At 37.3% G+C, this 18,447-nt stretch carries 17 protein-coding genes and 1 other annotated feature; of the genes, 15 read left to right on the forward strand and 2 right to left on the reverse strand.

All coding sequences use genetic code 11. From position 1 onward, the window contains the following. The first annotated feature begins 35 nt into the window (after positions 1-35). The 5 genes from BLS02_RS14140 to BLS02_RS14160 all read left to right on the forward strand — a co-directional run bounded on the left by BLS02_RS14140 (position 36) and on the right by BLS02_RS14160 (position 4,667). On the forward strand, positions 36-1,013 hold the full coding sequence (locus BLS02_RS14140; protein ID WP_368073019.1) for a BMP family ABC transporter substrate-binding protein: 978 nt from the start codon (positions 36-38) through the stop codon (positions 1,011-1,013). 91 nt (positions 1,014-1,104) lie between these two features. Next, entirely contained in the window at positions 1,105-2,043 is a 939-nt protein-coding gene (locus BLS02_RS14145; RefSeq protein WP_092493676.1) for a beta-ketoacyl-ACP synthase III, read from the forward strand. A 29-nt stretch (positions 2,044-2,072) separates the two neighbouring features. Further along, the gene (gene fabF, locus BLS02_RS14150; protein WP_092493677.1) at positions 2,073-3,311 is read left to right on the forward strand and encodes a beta-ketoacyl-ACP synthase II; all 1,239 of its coding nucleotides are present in this window, start codon (positions 2,073-2,075) and stop codon (positions 3,309-3,311) included. Positions 3,312-3,598: 287 nt separating this feature from the next. Continuing rightward, positions 3,599-3,805: a YuzI family membrane protein gene (locus BLS02_RS14155; protein ID WP_092493678.1), complete on the forward strand. Its 207-nt coding sequence runs from the start codon at positions 3,599-3,601 to the stop codon at positions 3,803-3,805. 100 nt (positions 3,806-3,905) lie between these two features. After that, the gene (locus BLS02_RS14160; RefSeq protein WP_092493679.1) at positions 3,906-4,667 is read left to right on the forward strand and encodes a YjbA family protein; all 762 of its coding nucleotides are present in this window, start codon (positions 3,906-3,908) and stop codon (positions 4,665-4,667) included. A 196-nt stretch (positions 4,668-4,863) separates the two neighbouring features. Here BLS02_RS14160 and trpS read toward each other — a convergent pair whose 3' ends face one another. Next, positions 4,864-5,859: a tryptophan--tRNA ligase gene (gene trpS / locus BLS02_RS14165; protein WP_092493680.1), complete on the reverse strand. Its 996-nt coding sequence runs from the start codon at positions 5,857-5,859 to the stop codon at positions 4,864-4,866. Between the two features lie 55 nt (positions 5,860-5,914). Further along, positions 5,915-6,089 (reverse strand) — a binding site (T-box leader). Between the two features lie 226 nt (positions 6,090-6,315). On the opposite strand from trpS, the gene fabF (BLS02_RS14170) reads away from it, so the two are divergent. From fabF (BLS02_RS14170) to BLS02_RS14185, 4 genes are all read left to right on the forward strand, one after another. Next, positions 6,316-7,545, forward strand: a complete 1,230-nt coding sequence (fabF, locus tag BLS02_RS14170) for a beta-ketoacyl-ACP synthase II (RefSeq protein WP_092493681.1) — start codon at positions 6,316-6,318, stop codon at positions 7,543-7,545. Between the two features lie 134 nt (positions 7,546-7,679). Beyond that, on the forward strand, positions 7,680-9,422 hold the full coding sequence (locus BLS02_RS14175; RefSeq protein ID WP_092493682.1) for a class I adenylate-forming enzyme family protein: 1,743 nt from the start codon (positions 7,680-7,682) through the stop codon (positions 9,420-9,422). A 29-nt stretch (positions 9,423-9,451) separates the two neighbouring features. Next, positions 9,452-9,916, forward strand: coding sequence for an acyl-CoA thioesterase (locus BLS02_RS14180; protein ID WP_092493683.1), 465 nt, complete (start codon positions 9,452-9,454; stop codon positions 9,914-9,916). 298 nt (positions 9,917-10,214) lie between these two features. Beyond that, positions 10,215-11,402, forward strand: a complete 1,188-nt coding sequence (locus BLS02_RS14185; RefSeq protein WP_092493684.1) for an amidohydrolase — start codon at positions 10,215-10,217, stop codon at positions 11,400-11,402. A 624-nt stretch (positions 11,403-12,026) separates the two neighbouring features. On the opposite strand, the gene BLS02_RS19435 is transcribed toward BLS02_RS14185, so the two are convergent. Further along, a complete protein-coding gene (locus BLS02_RS19435) occupies positions 12,027-12,452 on the reverse strand; it encodes a nuclease-related domain-containing protein (protein ID WP_342728897.1) in 426 nt (141 codons plus the stop codon). 312 nt (positions 12,453-12,764) lie between these two features. On the opposite strand from BLS02_RS19435, the gene BLS02_RS14195 reads away from it, so the two are divergent. From BLS02_RS14195 to mecA, 6 genes are all read left to right on the forward strand, one after another. Further along, positions 12,765-13,094 carry an ArsR/SmtB family transcription factor gene (locus BLS02_RS14195; RefSeq protein ID WP_092493685.1) on the forward strand — a complete coding sequence of 110 codons (330 nt, stop codon included), beginning with the start codon at positions 12,765-12,767 and terminating at the stop codon, positions 13,092-13,094. Positions 13,095-13,146: 52 nt separating this feature from the next. Further along, positions 13,147-14,091: a cation diffusion facilitator family transporter gene (locus BLS02_RS14200; RefSeq protein ID WP_092493686.1), complete on the forward strand. Its 945-nt coding sequence runs from the start codon at positions 13,147-13,149 to the stop codon at positions 14,089-14,091. A gap of 267 nt (positions 14,092-14,358) precedes the next feature. After that, positions 14,359-15,579, forward strand: coding sequence for a putative glycoside hydrolase (locus tag BLS02_RS14205; RefSeq protein ID WP_092493687.1), 1,221 nt, complete (start codon positions 14,359-14,361; stop codon positions 15,577-15,579). 275 nt (positions 15,580-15,854) lie between these two features. Then, the gene (locus BLS02_RS14210; RefSeq protein WP_092493688.1) at positions 15,855-16,442 is read left to right on the forward strand and encodes a GNAT family N-acetyltransferase; all 588 of its coding nucleotides are present in this window, start codon (positions 15,855-15,857) and stop codon (positions 16,440-16,442) included. A gap of 355 nt (positions 16,443-16,797) precedes the next feature. Continuing rightward, positions 16,798-17,193 (forward strand): transcriptional regulator SpxA, encoded by a 396-nt coding sequence (gene spxA, locus BLS02_RS14215; protein ID WP_092493689.1) that lies wholly within the window; start codon positions 16,798-16,800, stop codon positions 17,191-17,193. 314 nt (positions 17,194-17,507) lie between these two features. Beyond that, positions 17,508-18,224, forward strand: a complete 717-nt coding sequence (gene mecA / locus BLS02_RS14220) for an adaptor protein MecA (RefSeq protein WP_092493690.1) — start codon at positions 17,508-17,510, stop codon at positions 18,222-18,224. Positions 18,225-18,447: the final 223 nt, after the last annotated feature.

Here is an 18,447-nt window from a genome sequence, read left to right on the forward strand (position 1 = left end):
AAAATACAGACAAGCAATCATCAATCCGGATTGGAGTGCGCGCGTTGAAAAAAGTTTCCATTGTTATATTAACAGCTATTATATTTATGATTTTATCGGGATGTTCAAATTATTTTGATCAAGGTAAATTGCAGAAGGCAGGAATGCTGGTTGAAACATCTATTCACGATCAGCCATGGGGGAAAAAGGGGTATCAAGGATTACTTGAAATAGAGGAAGAGTTTAATGTTGATGTTTTTTTCAAAGAAGGTATTCAAACCGAACAGGAAGTTAACGAGGCAGTTGATGAACTGGTTAATCAAGGGGTAAATCTTATATTTGGACATAGCAGTACATATGGGAAACACTTTAAAGATATTTCAACAGCATACCCAGATGTTCATTTTGTCTATTTTAACGGTGGTCAGTTTGATGAAGATTTGACGAGTCTGAATTTCAACTCACATGCCATGGGGTTTTTTGGTGGAATGATTGCAGCAAGGATGACCGAAACGGATAATGTAGGGGTTGTTGGAGCGTTTGAATGGCAGCCTGAGATAGAGGGTTTTTATGAAGGGGCAAAATACCAGAACCAAGAAGTTGAGGTACACTTAAGTTATGTAAACAACTGGAATGAAAGTCAACTTGCATTGGAAAAGTATGAACACATGCAGAACAAAAATGTGGATGTATTCTATCCAACTGGAGATATGTTTAGTGCTTCTATTATTAAACAGGCAAGTGAAGATGACTTGTATGCTATTGGATATGTTTCAGATCAATCATATATCGCTGAAAATACAGTTTTGACAAGTACAATCCAGCATGTTGAAAAATTATATGTTCTTACTGCGGAAAAATTTGATGAGGGAGAGCTTCGTGGTGGGGTGTTAACGTTTGATTTTAAGGATGAAGTTATCTCTTTGGGAAAATATAGCCCGGATGTCCCTGAGGAATTTAAGGATAAGATGAAGGAAGCAGTTGAGGAATATAAGGAAACTGGATTATTACCGAATGAACAAGAGTCAGATTAATTCTTTTTCTTGCACATTGGGAAAGAATGCATTAAAATTAGTACCAAGTCATAAGATTTGATATTAACATTAGTTATAAGGGGATGAAAATATGAATGTTGGTCTTTTAGGCACTGGACATTACGTCCCAACCAACGTAGTGACGAATAAAGATATGGAAAAAATTGTTGACACAAACGATGAATGGATAAGAACAAGAACTGGTATTGAAGAACGCAGAATAGCAAGTGATGATATAAATACTTCAGATATGGCCTTTTTTGCAGCACAGGAAGCATTGAAAGAGTCAAATGTAAAGGCAGAAGATATTGATTTAATACTTGTTGCTACTGTAACACCAGATACACCGTTTCCATCAGTATCATGTATGATCCAGGACAGATTAGGAGCACGTAAAGCTGCGGCAATGGACATAAGTGCAGCTTGTTCAGGATTTATGTACGGGGTAGTTACAGCTAAACAGTTTATCGAAACAAATGCCTATAAAAACATTTTAGTAGTTGGTGCAGAAAAGCTATCTAAAATTACCGATTGGTCAGACCGTAATACATGTGTGCTTTTTGGTGATGGAGCTGGCGCGGCAGTAGTAGGACCGGTTTCAGAAGGTAAAGGAATTCTGTCCTTTGAACTTGGAGCAGATGGTTCAGGCGGAAAAGAATTATACCAAAATGATGAGGATCACCTTATGATGAATGGTAGAGAAGTATTTAAATTTGCTGTGCGACAAATGCCGGATTCGTCGGTAAATGTCGTTGAGCAAGCTGGATACAACAAAGAAGATGTTGATTATTTAGTACCACACCAGGCGAATATTAGAATCATGGAAGCGGCCCGGGAAAAATTAGGAATTTCAGAAGAAAAAATGGCGACTTCCATTAAACGATATGGAAATAATTCGTCTGCTTCTATTCCGATAGCTTTATCTGAAGGTGTAAAGAGTGGTAAGATAAAAGATGATGATTTAGTCGTTTTAGTTGGCTTTGGCGGAGGATTAACGTGGGGTGCTATTGCGCTTCGCTGGGGCAAATAACTTAGTTTACGTCATAGGAGGAATACGCAATGGAGGAAAGAAGAGTAGTTATAACAGGACTCGGATCAGTTTCCCCCGTAGGAAATGATGTACAGACAATGTGGGATAACGTTGTCGCAGGGAATTCTGGAATTGATTATATAACTAGACTTAATAAAGATGATTTTCCCGCACATGTAGCTGCAGAAGTGAAGGATTTTGATCCAACACTTTTCATGGAGAAAAAAGATGCAAGAAAGATGGATTTGTTTACACAATATGCTGTGGCTGCTTCTAAAATGGCAATTGACGATGCAAATCTTACAATCGATGAAAACAATGCTAATCGAGTTGGAGTTTGGATTGGGTCTGGCATTGGTGGTATGGGAACATTAGAAGATCAGCATACGAAGTTTTTGGAAAAAGGATATCGTCGTGTGAGTCCTTTCTTCGTGCCAATGATGATTCCGGATATGGCAGCAGGTCAAGTATCAATCCAGTTTGGTGCAAAAGGAATTAACTCATGTACTGTAACAGCATGTGCATCAGGCGCAAATTCAATTGGTGATGCCTTTAAGGCTATTGAGCGCGGTGATGCTGACTATATCATCGCAGGCGGAACCGAAGCACCGATTACAAATATGGCATTTGCGGGTTTTTCTTCGGCAAAAGCATTATCAACAAATGAAGATCCAAAAAAAGCAAGCCGCCCATTTGATTTAGATCGTGATGGATTTGTAATGGGTGAAGGAGCAGGTATTCTAATTTTAGAAACACTAGAATCTGCACAAGAGCGTGGTGCGCACATTTACGGTGAGATTGTTGGCTATGGTGCAACAGGTGATGCGTATCACATTACTGCTCCAGCAGAGAATGGTGAAGGGGCTGCACGTGCCATGCAGCATGCAATTGAGGATGCAGGAATTTCCCCTTCAGATGTCGACTATGTGAATGCACATGGAACAAGTACACATCTTAATGATAAGTTTGAAACAGTAGCAATCAAAACGGTTTTTGATGAATATGCTTCTAAACTGCCAATATCGTCGACCAAAGGGGTCACAGGGCATTTGTTAGGTGCAGCTGGTGGTATTGAATCAGTCATATCTATTAAATCGATTGCGGACGGTCAAATCCCTGGGACAATGAACTATGAAACACCAGACCCGGATTGTGATCTTGATTATGTTACCAACGGATCTCGGAAACAGGATGTCAACGTCGTGATGAGTAATTCACTTGGATTTGGTGGACATAATGTTTCGTTAATTTTTAAAAAGTTTAACTAGTCTAAGCAAGAGGCTGGCCTGAGGAGGTCAGCCTTTTTTATGGCGGTTTAGAAACTATAAATACTTTTTACTGGAGGTTTTAAGAAAGCAATTTACGATTTCATAAGAATACCTTTAACGAATGCCAAGTTTCTGAGATTTGGCAGGGGGAAGCGTGTGGAGTGGCCGGACCGCGAATAGTCGTACAAGAGTTGTATCACTTCGCTCTGCTTACAGCTATTCATGTATTCCATTGCCCATGCATAAAATAAAATAAATGCACTGGACAAGCATGGGTGGTGGAAAAAATGGGGACTGTCTTTTTATTTTTGATAGGCTTTGGACTGGCTGTTACAGGTGGGGTAACAACGATAGCATATATGAATTTCCTGCCTTCTGGGATTTCTTGGGGGGATTATTTAATTTTCATCACAGGACGGTTGGAATGTTATTTTTTACCAATAGGCTTTATATTAATGGCAATTGCACTTTTTCGATACCCTCACAATATGTAAACTTCTCGCAAATCGAATATTTTTTTGCATGATGGTCATAATGTATTTTAAATGATTTCATTTTAGAAAAAGACAAAGTGCAAAGAAGCGAGGGTTGTATATGTTGTATTTACACGATGTTTGGGTTAATTGGTTTGAAGGTGAAGAAAATGGCTATAGTGTTTGCTATTTTCATGAGTGGCGAAAAGAAGACGGGATAGAGCTGTTAGATCAGGTTCCACTACTATACATATCTGAAGTGCTTTATAACTACATAGAAAATGACATGCATGATTTACCTAAAGGACTTCTTGATATGATTCACAAACGTGCCTATGTCCGCAAAGGCCAGGAGAGAACGGTACTTGATTACGCATGTGTTGTTACCGATGGCAAGGATATTATTGCTTTTGATTCAATAGGCTATCGGATACCTATTCGTAAAAGCAGACTTATTCCACGTCAAGAGCAGCTTGTGTTTGATATGATTAAAACCACCAAACCAGAATCGTTTAAATTTGAAGGAGAAATCGTCGAAAAAGAATATCATATGCTTTCGATGGCTCCAGAACTTGTTCATGGATTGACACGCAGAGAAAGGCAGCTCAAGCAATTGTTGATGATTGCCCTTGATCAATTGAGAACTGCAAATAACCTGGAAGAGCTTCGCTACTGGCTGACCGAATGGGATCCGAAAAAATACCCTTATATTCGGTATATGAACGAGGATAAAGTGTGGGAAGCACTTTATGAGGGTGTTAAGCAAGGGTGGAGTATTGGGCATGAAGAATTGTGCAGCAAGATGATTAAAGGACAGCCATTTCTGGAAAGAATGTGGGAGCTTGAACAAGCGCCTGAGCAAAATACATCGAAGCAGAAGTAGAGCATTGGCGGGCTCGTCGAATTCACGGCGGATATAGCTGAAACGATAAAGTTCGACACAGAATCGATAAAGCCACCTCAGAATTGATGGAAGTTAAACTCGGAATAGATAAAGTTCGACAAGAAAACGATAAAGTTCACCTTTCACGAAAAATAAGGGGTGCTCCGATTAAATAAAATCGGAGCACCCTCTCCATTTAACGCTTTTTCTTCACGCGTCCTAATCCCATTGCTTTTTTAGCTTTTGCTAATGATTTATTAGCTGTTAATGAAGCCTTTTCTGCCCCTTTATCTAAAATCTCATCCAATGCTTCTGAATTGATTAACTCGTTGTAGCGCTCCTGAATAGGTTTCAGTACATCCACAATAGCATTCGCAACGTCCTGCTTAAATTCACCATATCCTTTACCTGCATAAGCAGCTTCGATAGCTTCTACTGATTTACCACTACAACTAGCGTAAATAGTCATCAGGTTAGAAACGCCAGGTTTATTTTCTTTATCAAACTTCACAATGCCCTCTGAGTCAGTGATAGCACTTTTAATTTTTTTCTCAATTTTCTTCGGTTCATCAAGCATGGAAATAAATGATTTTTCATTTTCATCTGACTTACTCATTTTACTTGTTGGTTCCTGCAATGACATAATGCGGGCCCCGACTTTAGGTATGTGGACTTCAGGTATCGTGAATATGTCATTGAATTTATTATTGAAACGTTGTGCCAGATTTCGTGTCAGCTCAAGATGCTGTTTTTGATCATCACCAACAGGGACAATATCTGTCTTATATAACAAAATATCCGCAGCCATAAGAGGAGGGTATGTTAGTAATGAAGATGAAACGGTTTCTTTACCTGCTGATTTATCTTTAAACTGTGTCATCCGCTCCAGCTCACCGATATAGCTGATGGACTGCAGCATCCAGCCCAGCTGTGTATGTGCTGGAACTTCTGATTGAATAAACAAGGTTGATTTATCCGAATTAATTCCAGCTGCAAGGTATAAAGCTGCTAGTGAACGAATGTTTTGTCTTAGCTTCAGTCGATCCTGAGGTACGGTTATTGCATGCTCATCCACAATACAAAAGTAGCAATCGTGATCCTCCTGAAACTCTACAAATTGCTGAATTGCACCTAAATAATTACCAATCGTTAATGTTCCACTCGGTTGAATTCCAGAAAATATTGTTTTCATTTTCCACACTCCAATATATTTTTTTCCATTAAAAAAAGCCCATTTATCCCTATCGAAAAGGGACGAATGAACCGCGGTGCCACCCTGATTATCCTACATGTGCAGGATCACTTACTGTTAAATTAGCTCGAAAGTCCAATTCCAATTCACCGTGGTACTTGTTTCCACCAGCCACAAGCTCTCTAAAAATCCAGCGGGTAATTGTACTTTATCTTTGTCAACGCTAAGTGTATTAATTTTGCTTTATTATATATGAAGATAGAGGAGAAAATCAAGTCTCATTGATCAACTGGTATATTTACAGGAAGTAGATGATGGGACAATTTATTTTTAGTAAAAGAATTTCAGAAAAGTACAGGAAGCCGTTTAACAAATTAACATAATAATTCTAATTATGATAAAATACAGGTATAAATTGAGCACTAATCTTAAAGATTGTTGAAAGGAAGAATAAGCTTGAAACGTAGAGTTGTGATTACAGGGACGGGTGTTATTTCACCATTGGGAAATGATACAGAAACCCTTTGGGATAACATAAAGAAGGGAAAGTCCGGTGTTAAGCGACTGGAATCCGAGGAATATGAGGATATTAACACAAAAATTGCGGGTTACATAGATGATTTTCATGGGGAGAAGTACCTTGAATCTAAGGAAATAAAACAGTATGATTTGTTCACACAATATGGGTATGCTGCTGCAATGCAAGCATTAGAACAGTCAAAAATAAATTTGGATGCGGTGGATAAGGATCGAGTTGGAATTTATATTGGCTCCGGTGCTGGAGGTCTGCAAACTCTATTACATAATCATAAAACAATGCTGGAAAAAGGAGCCAAACGGGTGTCCCCATTCTTAATCCCAACGTCTATAAATAATATAGCTTCGGGATTAGTTGCGATTAAGACAGGGTTTCGTGGACCTAGTTTTGCAACAGTTTCTGCCTGTGCGACGAGCAATCATGCTATTGGAGAAGCTTATTTAAATATAGCTCATGGATATTCAGATGCAATTTTAGCAGGTGGGGCAGAGGCTACCATTACACCACTTTATTTTGCCGGGTTTTCAAAAATGCGTGCAATGTCAACTAAAAATGATACACCTGAAACGGCTTCTCGTCCATTTGACCTTAACCGTGACGGCTTTGTTATGTCAGAGGGAGCAGGTGTTTTATTTTTGGAAGAATATGAACATGCAAAGAATCGTAGTGCACCTATACTTGGTGAAATTATCGGTTTTGGAAGTACAACAGATGCATACCATATTACAGCGCCGAATTATCAGGGGGCTGTAAAAGCGATGAAGCTGGCAATCGAGCGGGCACAGATTCAGCCGGAAGATGTGGACTATATCAATGCCCATGGGACAAGTACTCCGGCGGGTGACATTTCCGAGACAAAAGCGATTAAAGAAGCATTTGGGGAACATGCGCAACATCTCAAAGTCAGTTCTACGAAATCCATGACAGGTCACTTGTTTGGTGCAGCAGGAGCTATTGAGGCCGTGATTACACTGAAAAGTATGGCAGAAAATATTTTTCCGCCGACAATTAACCTGGAAAGTCCAGATCCAGAATGTGACTTGGATTATGTAGGAAATAAAGCTGTGAAAGGTAACATTACTATTGCTTTATCCAATGGTTTCGGATTTGGCGGTCATAATGCTGTGATTGCTTTTAAGAAGGGCTAACTCTTTTGTCTTACTGCATAAGTGCAACTGAGGCTTATCTATATTAAGGCACTTGGCGATAAGCCAAGTTTTCTAATGATGTTTGCTTCTAAAAGTTTGTGATATTTTCATAAAAACATGAAGGAGGAGTATGAATGTCTTCAATATCAAATCAAACGACTCTAAGTCAGAGTGTTTCAGTAAGACGAAAGGCACTAGAGGAACGTTTTCCGGTATGGCCGCGGGATACAATTGCAAGACACTTTTCAAAAGCATGTATTCAATATAAAGATAGACCTTATATCTACATAAATAATGAAGTAGTTACATATGGAGAAGTCTGGGACAGGGCAGTTCAATATGCAAAGGCATTTATAAAACTAGGGGTGAAGCGAAGAGATCATTTGGCGATTTTAATGGATAATGATTCCACCTTCCCATCATTGATGATTGCCTCTTCTCTAGTTGGAGCAGTATTTATTCCAATCAATGGGATGCTTACGAAGGATGAATTGAGATATATAATTTCTCAGTCAGATACCCAGTATTTAATTTTAGAGCAAATGATAAAGGATAAACAACATGGTGAAGCGATTTCCGAATTACTGGATGAAGCGGATTTTCAAGAAAATAGTGAATTAAAGCAAGTTATTTGCTTTGAAAATGAAAAACAGGATTCCGTCAAAAATCATTTTCTAACATGGGATGATTTTATCAAAGGATCAGAATCCGTTACATATGAGGAATTGGAACAAAGGTGGGGTGAGTCCCGTTATCCAGATGAAGTTGCTATTATAATGTATACATCCGGTTCTACCGGGAGCCCAAAAGGTGTAATGCTTACAGATGATATGCTTCTTCGTTCTGGATATGGTACATGTATGAGCAGGGCGATTGAAGAAGGACGGGTGACGTTTGCGCCTCTGCCATTTTATCATTGCTTTGCTATTATTGAAGCAATTTTTGCGATGTCCTTTGTCGGTGGTTCGTTCATATCAGCACTTGGGGCATCTCCGCTTTTATCACTGCAGTTAATGGAGAAATACAAGGCAAACGATTATCTGTGTGTACCTTCCACATTGGTCCCATTATTGAATCACCCTCGTGTTTCCGAATTTGATTTATCCAATCTTTTTGCCATGTGGTGTGGTGCAGCGCCAGCTCCAGTTCCTGTATGGAAAAAGGCAATAGACGTACTTGGTTTAACCGAAATAATTACTGGATATGGTCAAACAGAGGTGGCGTCATCAGGGGTCACGACGGAAATTGGTGATTCGCTTGAACGCATCTCATCAAGAGTTGGTCGTCCGAAGCTCAATGGGAGCAGTGGACTTCCGGAATTTAATGGCAGTGCAGTTCAGTATAAAACGATTGATCGGGATACCGGGGAAGACTTGCTTGCTGGTTCTGTAGGAGAACTTGCAGTTAGGGGTGCTACGGTTACCCATGGCTATTATAAAAAACAGGATGAAACGGCAAAGGCAATTGATAAAGATGGATGGCTCCGTACAGGGGATGTTGGAAGAATTGACGAAAATGGTTATCTGCAGGTTCTTGGCAGAAGTAAAGAAATGTATAAGGTATCAGGAGAATTGGTATCCCCTCGTGAGGTGGAAATAGCAATCTCCCATCATCCAGCAGTCAGTCAAGTAAACGTTATTGGTGTACCAGATGCCTTAACAACAGAAATAGGTGCTGGTTTTATTGAGCTAAAAGAGGGTGAAACCTGTACAAGAAGGGACATTATAGATTGGTGTTCTTCCCGTCTTGCCCGTTTTAAAATCCCTCGTCATATTTGGTTTATAGATTCTACTGAGTGGCCAATGACGAGCACAGGGAAAGTGCAAAAATTCCGTTTAACGGAAGTAGCAGAAGAAAAACTATCAAGAAACAATTGATAAAATTTTCATGACGGGAGGATTAACAAATGGCAGAAGCCTGGCAACAGGAAAAGATGCGTGTCCAGTATAAGGATACGGACCAAATGGGTATCGTACATCATGGCAATTATGTAACCTGGTTTGAAGTTGGCCGTACCGAATGGATGCGTCATTATGGGATTGCTTATAAAAAGATGGAAGTCCTAGGTCTTCTTCTCCCGGTAATAGATGTAAATGTAAATTATAAAAAATCTGCCCACTTTGACGATTGTATCGCTATTTATACAAAAATAGCCAACGCTTCTCCAGTGCGTTTGGAGTTTTTATATGAAGCCAGAAAAATTAGTGAAGCAGAATTCAAACAAAGCGAAGGGAAAGAAACAGTTGTACCTTCCGGGGAGCTGCTTGCAAAAGGTTCAACAATGCATATGTGGGTAAATCAGGAGTGGAAACCAGCACGCATCAATAAAGTTGCTCCTGAAGTTTATGCTGTTCTCCAAGAGCTAATATAAGAAATTAGCGAGCGAAAAAGACAGGAAAACGATATTATTATTAAATACTGAAATGACCATCAATTTGGTGGTCATTTTTTAGTGTTACTTTTGAAACAGTGTGTACTCTTGATTTTATTACTAGGCGTTTTCATTTTCCATATATCATAGGTTCTATAGTAAAACAAGACTTAGCGTTTATGCTAATATTTTAATTGTAATTAATGAAAAAGAGTAAAGAATATGACATGCACTATTTACTTAAATAGCTGAACAAACGACATAATCATTTAACCAAAATTGAAAGGAGTCTTACTTGATGAGAAATGAATTAATGGAAATGCTGGAAGAACGGAAAGATGAAATGATCGAAATCCGTCGCCATTTACACGAGCATCCTGAACTTTCTTTTAAAGAAGAAAGAACAGCAGCCTATATTGCCGATTTTTATAAAGGAAAGAATGTTGAAGCAGAAACGAACGTCGGAAATGGATATGGAATCATTGTAACGTTAAAAGGTCAATTGCCAGGCAAAACCATCGGCCTTCGTGCTGATTTTGATGCGTTGCCAATCACAGAAGAAACAGCTTTTTCGTTTAAATCAAGCAATGAAGGTGTGATGCATGCGTGTGGACACGATGCCCATACAGCGTATATGTTAATTTTGGCAGACTGCCTCATCCAATTAAGGGATAACATCAAAGGAACCATTAAAATTATTCATCAACATGCAGAAGAGCAACCTCCTGGTGGTGCAAGAAGCATCATTGATTCTGGAAAACTTGGTGAGTTAGAGGCAATCTTTGGCATTCATGTTTTACCAATGGCGAAAGCAGGAACAGTTGGCTATCATAGTGGATATTCATTTAATGGGCGTACTTATTTTAAGTTGCGGATTCAGGCAAGCGGAGGGCATGGATCATCCCCTCATAAAGCAAATGACGCTATTGTGGCAGGATCCTACTTTGTAACAGCAGTACAAACAATTATCAGTCGTAGAGTAGACCCGCTTGCTACAGGTGTCGTAACGATTGGTTCATTTGATGGAAAAGGTAGCTTCAACGTTATTAAAGATAGCATTGAGCTTGAAGGTGATATTCGTTATTCGAATGATGAAACACAAGCGGTTATCGACAAAGAATTTCATCGGATTGTGGGTGGAGTGGAAGAATTGTTTGGGGTAACTTGCGAGCTAACGTATACACCTGACTATCCACCATTATATAATGATCCTGAATTGACTGCATTTGTTGCAGAGACCTTGGAAGGGGTTAAGGATAGAAACATTACAGAAGTCAGAGAATTTCCTAGGATGGCACCATCAGATGATTTTGCGTATTACTTGGAAAAAATCCCTGGTTCTTATTTCTTTATTGGATGTACCCCAAAAGGTGTTACAGACCCTTACTTTAACCACCACCCAAAATTCGATATAGACGAGGATGCGATTCTTATTGCAGCCAAATCAATGGGTCATGTTGCTTGCAGTTATTTGGATATGGATTAAATGACTCGTTTCGTGACACATGAACCCGAGTGCCACCCTGATTCGGAGGGATGAGAGCGCGAAAGAGGAGCTGAAGCAGTCGAAAGGTTTCTCATGAAAGGGATGAGAGCGCAAAAGAGGTATTTAAGCCAGTAAAAAGTCCTTCATCGAGGTGATGAAGGACTAAAGGCATCATGAAATTTTATTCGTAGTAAGTCCACTGATGAACCCCGACAACATGAAAATTAGTTGCCAGTATTTGTCGAATCGCCCTTTTCGATTGTACTACTTGGCACCAGTCATGAATGGTATTGGTGGTAATCTTTTCGTTTAGGAATAGAATCTTAAATTCTTTTACACTTCTTAATACAGTGCTTGTAATTGGCTCTGTGAATCCACATTCGTGACAAACACATTTCCTTTTCATTATAGACACGGAAAATGAATCACATTTAGCACAGGTAGTCCCTTTTTTTAGTTGGTCATAATCGTAGGAAGGTATTTGTTTATAAGGAGAATCGGTGTTATTCAACGACAATAATTTTTCTGCAAGTTTTTTAGCAGATAAGAAAGTATAACTACTTTCTTACTGCATAAGTGCAACTAAGGCAATTCGCCCAAAGGCTTGGCGAATTACCAAGTTTTCTAATGACTTTCAGTTAATTTTGAAGGTATTATATTTAAATTTTCCATGTATTGCTTAACTTGAGTTGGAAAAATAATTGGTTTATCTAGAGGCGCTTGGTATAAGGTGAATTTAGGATTAATAAAGACTATGGAAGCATCAATTTGGAGTTTGAATCCGAGGCTGAGAAGTAACTGACGTAGTAAGGATTCGCTTCTACTCAATTGGAGATATGGATTAATAACTTCTAAGTTGGGTTTCTTGAATAGCTTATCATACTCATAATAATAATCGCCTTCATAGTTTTTCACTTCAAAAAAATAGATTTTACCTGCCAAGATAATGAGGGAGTCAATTTGGAATGTGGTATTATTTACTATCAGTAACAAATCATTTAATATCAAGCATTCACACTGTAGTTTTTCTGTTAAGCTATCAAATAACACCTCTCCTTCGTAGCCTTTTTTAAGATTGAAATAGTGCTGTGCTGCCTTACCTTGCTATCTAAATTCATTCGTTTGCTTAATAATTCTATGATTATTAATTCATTCGATTTCGTACGCGATTTATAGGGCATAGTCCACCTCCTCTTATTTATAGAACTGATTTTATTATACTATAATAGAATATTGAAATGGAATACAAAAGGAGCATGAAGCTAATGATTGACATCGAGTCTGTATTATAACTATAATATGAACATATACCGATATAAACATATATAAAGCTGAATTGAAACGGAAGGCGAGGGAATTATAATGGAGGAAAATAAAGAAGCTGAAGAAAACGAACTAAGAAAAGACTTGGATGAAGAAACATTGTTTGTGGTATCTCAAACTTTCAAGGCATTAGGGGATCCAACAAGAATTCGGATTCTTCATTTACTCTTTAATAAAGAATACTCCGTAAATGAGATAGCAGAAACGCTGCACCTTAGACAATCTACTGTTTCACATCAATTACGCTTCCTGAAAAATTTACGACTAGTTAAATATCGTAGAGCGGGTACGACGTTATTTTATTCTCATGATGATGAACATGTAATGAATATGTTAAAACAAACATTGGATCACGCTTGCCATCATTAATAAAATCACACATTTAATATGAGCGAATTGTTGCATAGGAGGTGTTACAAAAATGGGACACGACCACGGTCATGATCATACACATGGTGCAAACAAAAAAGCTTTAATGATTAGTTTTTTAGTAATCACGGCTTATATGATTATTGAAGCAATAGGAGGATTCCTTACTAATAGTCTTGCATTGTTATCTGATGCAGGTCATATGTTAAGTGATTCCATATCACTCGGAGTTGGCCTGTTAGCCTTTAAATTCGGGGAAAAAGTAGCTAATTACAGCAAGACTTACGGTTATAAACGATTCGAAATACTAGCAGCTGTGTTTAATGGGGTCACCCTCGTACTTATTTCAATTTATATTTTCTACGAGGCTTACAGAAGATTTACAGAACCACCTGAAGTCGCAACGACTGGGATGTTAATTATCGCTTCTATCGGCTTATTGGTTAATATTTTTGTAGCATGGATATTGCTTCGTGGAGATACAGAAGAAAATTTAAATTTACGTGCTGCTTTTCTTCATGTGTTAGGTGACTTATTGGGTTCAGTCGGTGCAATTACTGCTGCATTGCTAATCATATTTTTCAATTGGGGATGGGCCGATCCACTAGCAAGTGTTATCGTTGCTGTTCTCGTGCTTATAAGTGGCTGGAGAGTTACGAAGGATGGAATTCACGTGTTAATGGAAGGAACACCAAAGAACGTAGATTTAGATGACATCATAAATACGATGGAAAGCGCTGAAGGCATTAAAAGCATACATGACTTGCACGTTTGGAGTATCACTAGCGGACAAAATGCACTCTCTTGTCATGCGGTAGTAGATGGAGACTTATCTGTTCATGAAAGTCAGAGGCTGTTACGAACGATTGAACATGAATTAGAGCATAAAGGTATTGGCCACGTGACAATCCAGATGGAAAATAATGAACACCCACATGAAGATTCGCTGATGTGTCAAAATGACCATGAACAGTTGGGTCATCAACATAATCATTAGAAATCTTTATAAAAAACCTCCATTGAAGTATCAATGGGGGTTTTTTGCCATAAGAAGTAAGTTCTATTCATCCATTTTATATCGTAAACTTTAATATATAATGGATTATATCCATTACTAAAACTAGCATATTAACATACACTACTTTCTCCTTAATTACAAGTAAAATTGAACGAATTTTTTCGACAAATTTTGAAATATGATGTTCTAAATTTCCTCGTTATCCGTTATAATATAATTAAAATGTGAATGGGAGATTGATAGAAAATGGAGAAAAAAAACATCATGATCATAGCAACAATAAGTGTTATTCTCCTACTTGGGATTGCAGTTCCAATGACTTTACATACAAGCAGTGGTGAGGAAGTCTATAAAGCTAGTCCACATTTGGAAAGACAGACAAACATAACCCTAATTGACACGAGCAAAAAATTGCAGCGTTTTACATATGATGCCGGGGTAGACTTTGAGTATCCAGATGCCGTTCGTGGTATTTATGTTACAGGACCATCTGCTGGAGGAAGCAGATTTGAAAAACTTACTAGTTTAGTAGAAAATTCGGATTTAAATGCAATGGTAATTGACGTAAAAGAAGATCATGGTAATATAACATTTAAGCCAAAAGAAGGTTCACCATATGAGGATATTGGAATTAATTATATTAATGAACCACGAAAATTACTAAAAGTCCTTGAAGATAAGGGGATTTATCCAATAGCAAGAGTAGTAGTTTTTAAAGATTCCGTTTTAGCTAATAAACGTCCTGATTTATCTTTTACTAAGAATGGAAAAGTTTGGACTAATAATAAAGGGGAAGCTTTTGTTAATCCATTTGAAAAAGAAGTATGGGAATACAACTTAGAAATTGCCAAGAAAGCAGCTGAGCTCGGTTTTCAGGAAATTCAATTTGATTATGTTCGTTTTCCGGAGGGCTTTGAAAATTACGATAGTGAATTGAGTTATAGCCAAGGTGATTATAAAGATGATAAAACGAACAATATTAAACGGCGTGTGAAGGCGGTAACTGACTTTGTTTCATATGCAAAGGAAGAATTGGAATATTATGATGTAGATGTCGCAGTAGATATATTTGGTTATGCTGCAACAATTCAAGAAGCGCCGGGTATTGGACAGAACTTTACGAAGATTTCAAAGAATGTGGATATCATATCTTCTATGATTTACCCAAGTCATTGGACATCTTATTTTGATATTCCTGTGCCTGATAAAGAGCCATATAAGTTAGTAACGGAATATGCTAAAGTTGAGAATAAAGTGTTAGGAAAATTGGAAGAACCACCAACTTCCAGACCATGGATTCAAGATTTTGAAGCACCATGGTTATATAGTGGCGCAACTAAACAGTATGGAAAAGCTGAAGTAGAAACACAAATAACTGCATTAAAAGAAAATGGAATTAATGAATTTCTAATTTGGAATGCAGGAAATACTTATACCGAGAATGTTGATTATACACCTCTCAATTAATATAATAGTACAAACTCATATAACCATTATGAACAATCGGGCTTCTTTAACGTATAGAGCCCGGTTTTTTTACGTATAATAAACTTTAAAATCGATCTGTGGAAATAACTGGCTATCTTTAAAAAATAAGAGGATAATGGACTCTGTAGAAGATAAATCATGAATTTATCCATTATTTGTTATTCATAAGCCATATTCTCTATCAAAATCGATTTAACAAAGGCAGGCTCATTCGTTATAATGTAAAAGACTACTAAAGATTAAGGAGTAGATCTATGAATTGGTATCAAAAGCTAAACAAATATTTTCCAATCGAGGAAATGAAGTCCAAAGAGCATATGGATATGCTTTTAAAGGAGAAAGGTGACGTCTATTATAAGGATGAAAGCCCTGAGCATGTTTTGATGTATGCTGAGTTTAATTCATTTCTATTTATAGATTATGTCTGGGTCTCTTCGAACTCAAGAGGCAAAGGAACTGGACATAAGCTGATAGAAAAGCTTAAAGAAAAAGATAAACCAATCATTCTAGAAGTGGAACCAGTTGATTACGATGACACAGACACAGCGAAGAGACTTCATTTTTATAAGCGGGAAGGTTTTACCCACGCACAATCCATTGGTTACAATCGCCGCTCATTAGCTACAAATGAGGATACTCCTATGGAAATCCTGTTTTGGTCTCCAAGTGATGATTCCGAAGAGGAAATTTATGAAAAAATGAAAAAGATGTACGAAGACATTCATACCTATAAAGACGAAGAAATATATGGTCGAGCATATCAGCCTGTCGATGAAGTACTAAGTTACGATGAAGATCGTGAGTCTGATAACATATTTGAAAATCTAAAAGAAAAAGCATGAACAAGTTTTAGCCTCTTGTTATTTTAGCAGCAAGAGGCTAAATTTTTTAGGAAGTTTAGTATAAATACCTTCTTACTGCATAAGTGCAACTAAAGCTTGGCGATAAGATAAGTTTTCTAATTATTTTTCAATTAAAAGGTTTAATTTAAAATGAATTAGGGTAAGTTAAAAATACATGAGAACATTTCATGAACATTTATCAACACAGTAAATTTTATAGGAAATACTCTACCTTTCGTTTGACAAATGTAGTATAATTATACATATTGGTTATTTAAACTTATTTTAATCTAATAAGTTATTCAAATGTTTATGAAATGACCATATACACTTTTAGATTGAGGAGTGAAGTTTCATGGTAACACTTTATACCTCACCAAGTTGTACATCTTGCAGAAAAGCAAAAGCATGGTTAGAAGAACATGATATACCGTTCACAGAACGTAATATATTTTCCGAACCATTATCGCTGGATGAGATAAAGGAAATATTACGTATGACTGAAGATGGTACAGACGAGATTATATCAACACGATCAAAAGTCTTTCAAAAATTGGATGTCAATATTGATCAGTTGCCGATGAAAGATTTATTTAATCTAATCCAGAAAAATCCTGGATTATTACGTCGACCAATTATTCTTGATGAGAAACGTTTGCAAGTAGGGTATAACGAAGATGAGATTCGCAGGTTCCTACCTAGAACCGTAAGAACTTTCCAACTACGTGAAGCTCAGCGGCTGGTAAACTAAGTAATCGTCGATGTATAACAATTACTAACAAAAACGCAGAACCTGAAGTTAGAGGTCTGCGTTTTTTTTCATTAAAAGCTAGTGACAAATTGAACGAAATAGGTTAAAATATGAAATTAATTATTAATTTATAGGCATATGAATTTTCAATTTGTATAAGATGTCATACAATAATAATATAAGATAAAGAATGGTTAATAACGTGTAATAAAGGGAACACGAATAATAATAAACATTAAAGGTGAAGTAGTCTCTTCCACCATTACTATTGACCGTGTAGTCAAGCTTTTTCTAATAGAAGGGAGAGAAATAAGATGGAAATAGAACGTATAAATGAGAATACAGTAAAATTCTATATATCCTATATCGATATAGAAGATCGTGGATTTGAACGTGAGGAAATTTGGTATAATCGCGAACGTAGTGAACAATTATTCTGGCAAATGATGGATGAAGTTAATTATAAAGAAGACTTTAATGTCGAAGGGCCATTATGGATTCAGGTGCAAGCCTTGGATAAGGGGCTAGAAATTGTTGTAACCAAAGCACAGGTATCCAAAAATGGTGAGAATATCGAGTTGCCAACTGAGAATGGAAAGACAATCGATATCTCAGTTGATGATAAGATTGAGGATATGCTGGATGACAAGTTTGGTGAAGGTGATGAAAATTCATCCAAGTCCAAAAAAGAAGAGGACGAAGATGGAAACTTATCACTAAGTGTAATGTTTAATGACTTTGAAGATGTTATTCAGTTAAGTCATTATTTCCAAGATAACAAAGATAAAACAGATAAAATAGAAGATACACTCTTCCATTACGACAATAAATATTATCTGTATATAGAATTCCCACAGGATGAGGAAATTAAAGATGAACATCAAGAAGATTTGATTAGTCAGATTTTTGAATTTGCGAACGACACGGAAGTAACCATTCACTTTCTGGAAGAATACGGGAAACAAATATTTGCCGATAACACATTTGAACAAGTACGTTCCCATTTTCCAGCTATCATTGGACGCTCTTAATAGAGTGTCTTTTTTTATGGCTGTTTTTCTATTAGTTGATGTTGAATAGAAAACTTGAAGCGTTGCCCTAAGATATGCGAGGTGTATTTCCGAATCGGTGTCGTAGCACTCAAGTATTTTTCCACATTATGTCAAAGCTTATATCCAACTACGAAGATGAAAAATAACAAGACTTACGAAAAGAGCCTATTTTAATTGAAGGAATTTGTCACTCTCTGTCGAA

Source organism: Virgibacillus salinus, from assembly GCF_900102415.1.
Lineage (GTDB): Bacteria > Bacillota > Bacilli > Bacillales > Amphibacillaceae > Lentibacillus > Lentibacillus subterraneus.

Bases quoted from the DNA above. Each gene is read 5' to 3' on its own strand.
- BLS02_RS14200 (WP_092493686.1), top strand. From the start codon at position 13,147: ATGGGACACGACCACGGTCATGATCATACACATGGTGCAAACAAAAAA.
- BLS02_RS14185 (WP_092493684.1), top strand. From the start codon at position 10,215: ATGAGAAATGAATTAATGGAAATGCTGGAAGAACGGAAAGATGAAATG.
- mecA (WP_092493690.1), top strand. From the start codon at position 17,508: ATGGAAATAGAACGTATAAATGAGAATACAGTAAAATTCTATATATCC.
- BLS02_RS14155 (WP_092493678.1), top strand. From the start codon at position 3,599: ATGGGGACTGTCTTTTTATTTTTGATAGGCTTTGGACTGGCTGTTACA.
- BLS02_RS14195 (WP_092493685.1), top strand. From the start codon at position 12,765: ATGGAGGAAAATAAAGAAGCTGAAGAAAACGAACTAAGAAAAGACTTG.
- BLS02_RS14160 (WP_092493679.1), top strand. From the start codon at position 3,906: ATGTTGTATTTACACGATGTTTGGGTTAATTGGTTTGAAGGTGAAGAA.
- BLS02_RS14145 (WP_092493676.1), top strand. From the start codon at position 1,105: ATGAATGTTGGTCTTTTAGGCACTGGACATTACGTCCCAACCAACGTA.
- BLS02_RS14210 (WP_092493688.1), top strand. From the start codon at position 15,855: ATGAATTGGTATCAAAAGCTAAACAAATATTTTCCAATCGAGGAAATG.
- trpS (WP_092493680.1), bottom strand. From the start codon at position 5,859: ATGAAAACAATATTTTCTGGAATTCAACCGAGTGGAACATTAACGATT.
- BLS02_RS14180 (WP_092493683.1), top strand. From the start codon at position 9,452: ATGGCAGAAGCCTGGCAACAGGAAAAGATGCGTGTCCAGTATAAGGAT.
- fabF (WP_092493677.1), top strand. From the start codon at position 2,073: ATGGAGGAAAGAAGAGTAGTTATAACAGGACTCGGATCAGTTTCCCCC.
- BLS02_RS14175 (WP_092493682.1), top strand. From the start codon at position 7,680: ATGTCTTCAATATCAAATCAAACGACTCTAAGTCAGAGTGTTTCAGTA.
- spxA (WP_092493689.1), top strand. From the start codon at position 16,798: ATGGTAACACTTTATACCTCACCAAGTTGTACATCTTGCAGAAAAGCA.
- BLS02_RS14205 (WP_092493687.1), top strand. From the start codon at position 14,359: ATGGAGAAAAAAAACATCATGATCATAGCAACAATAAGTGTTATTCTC.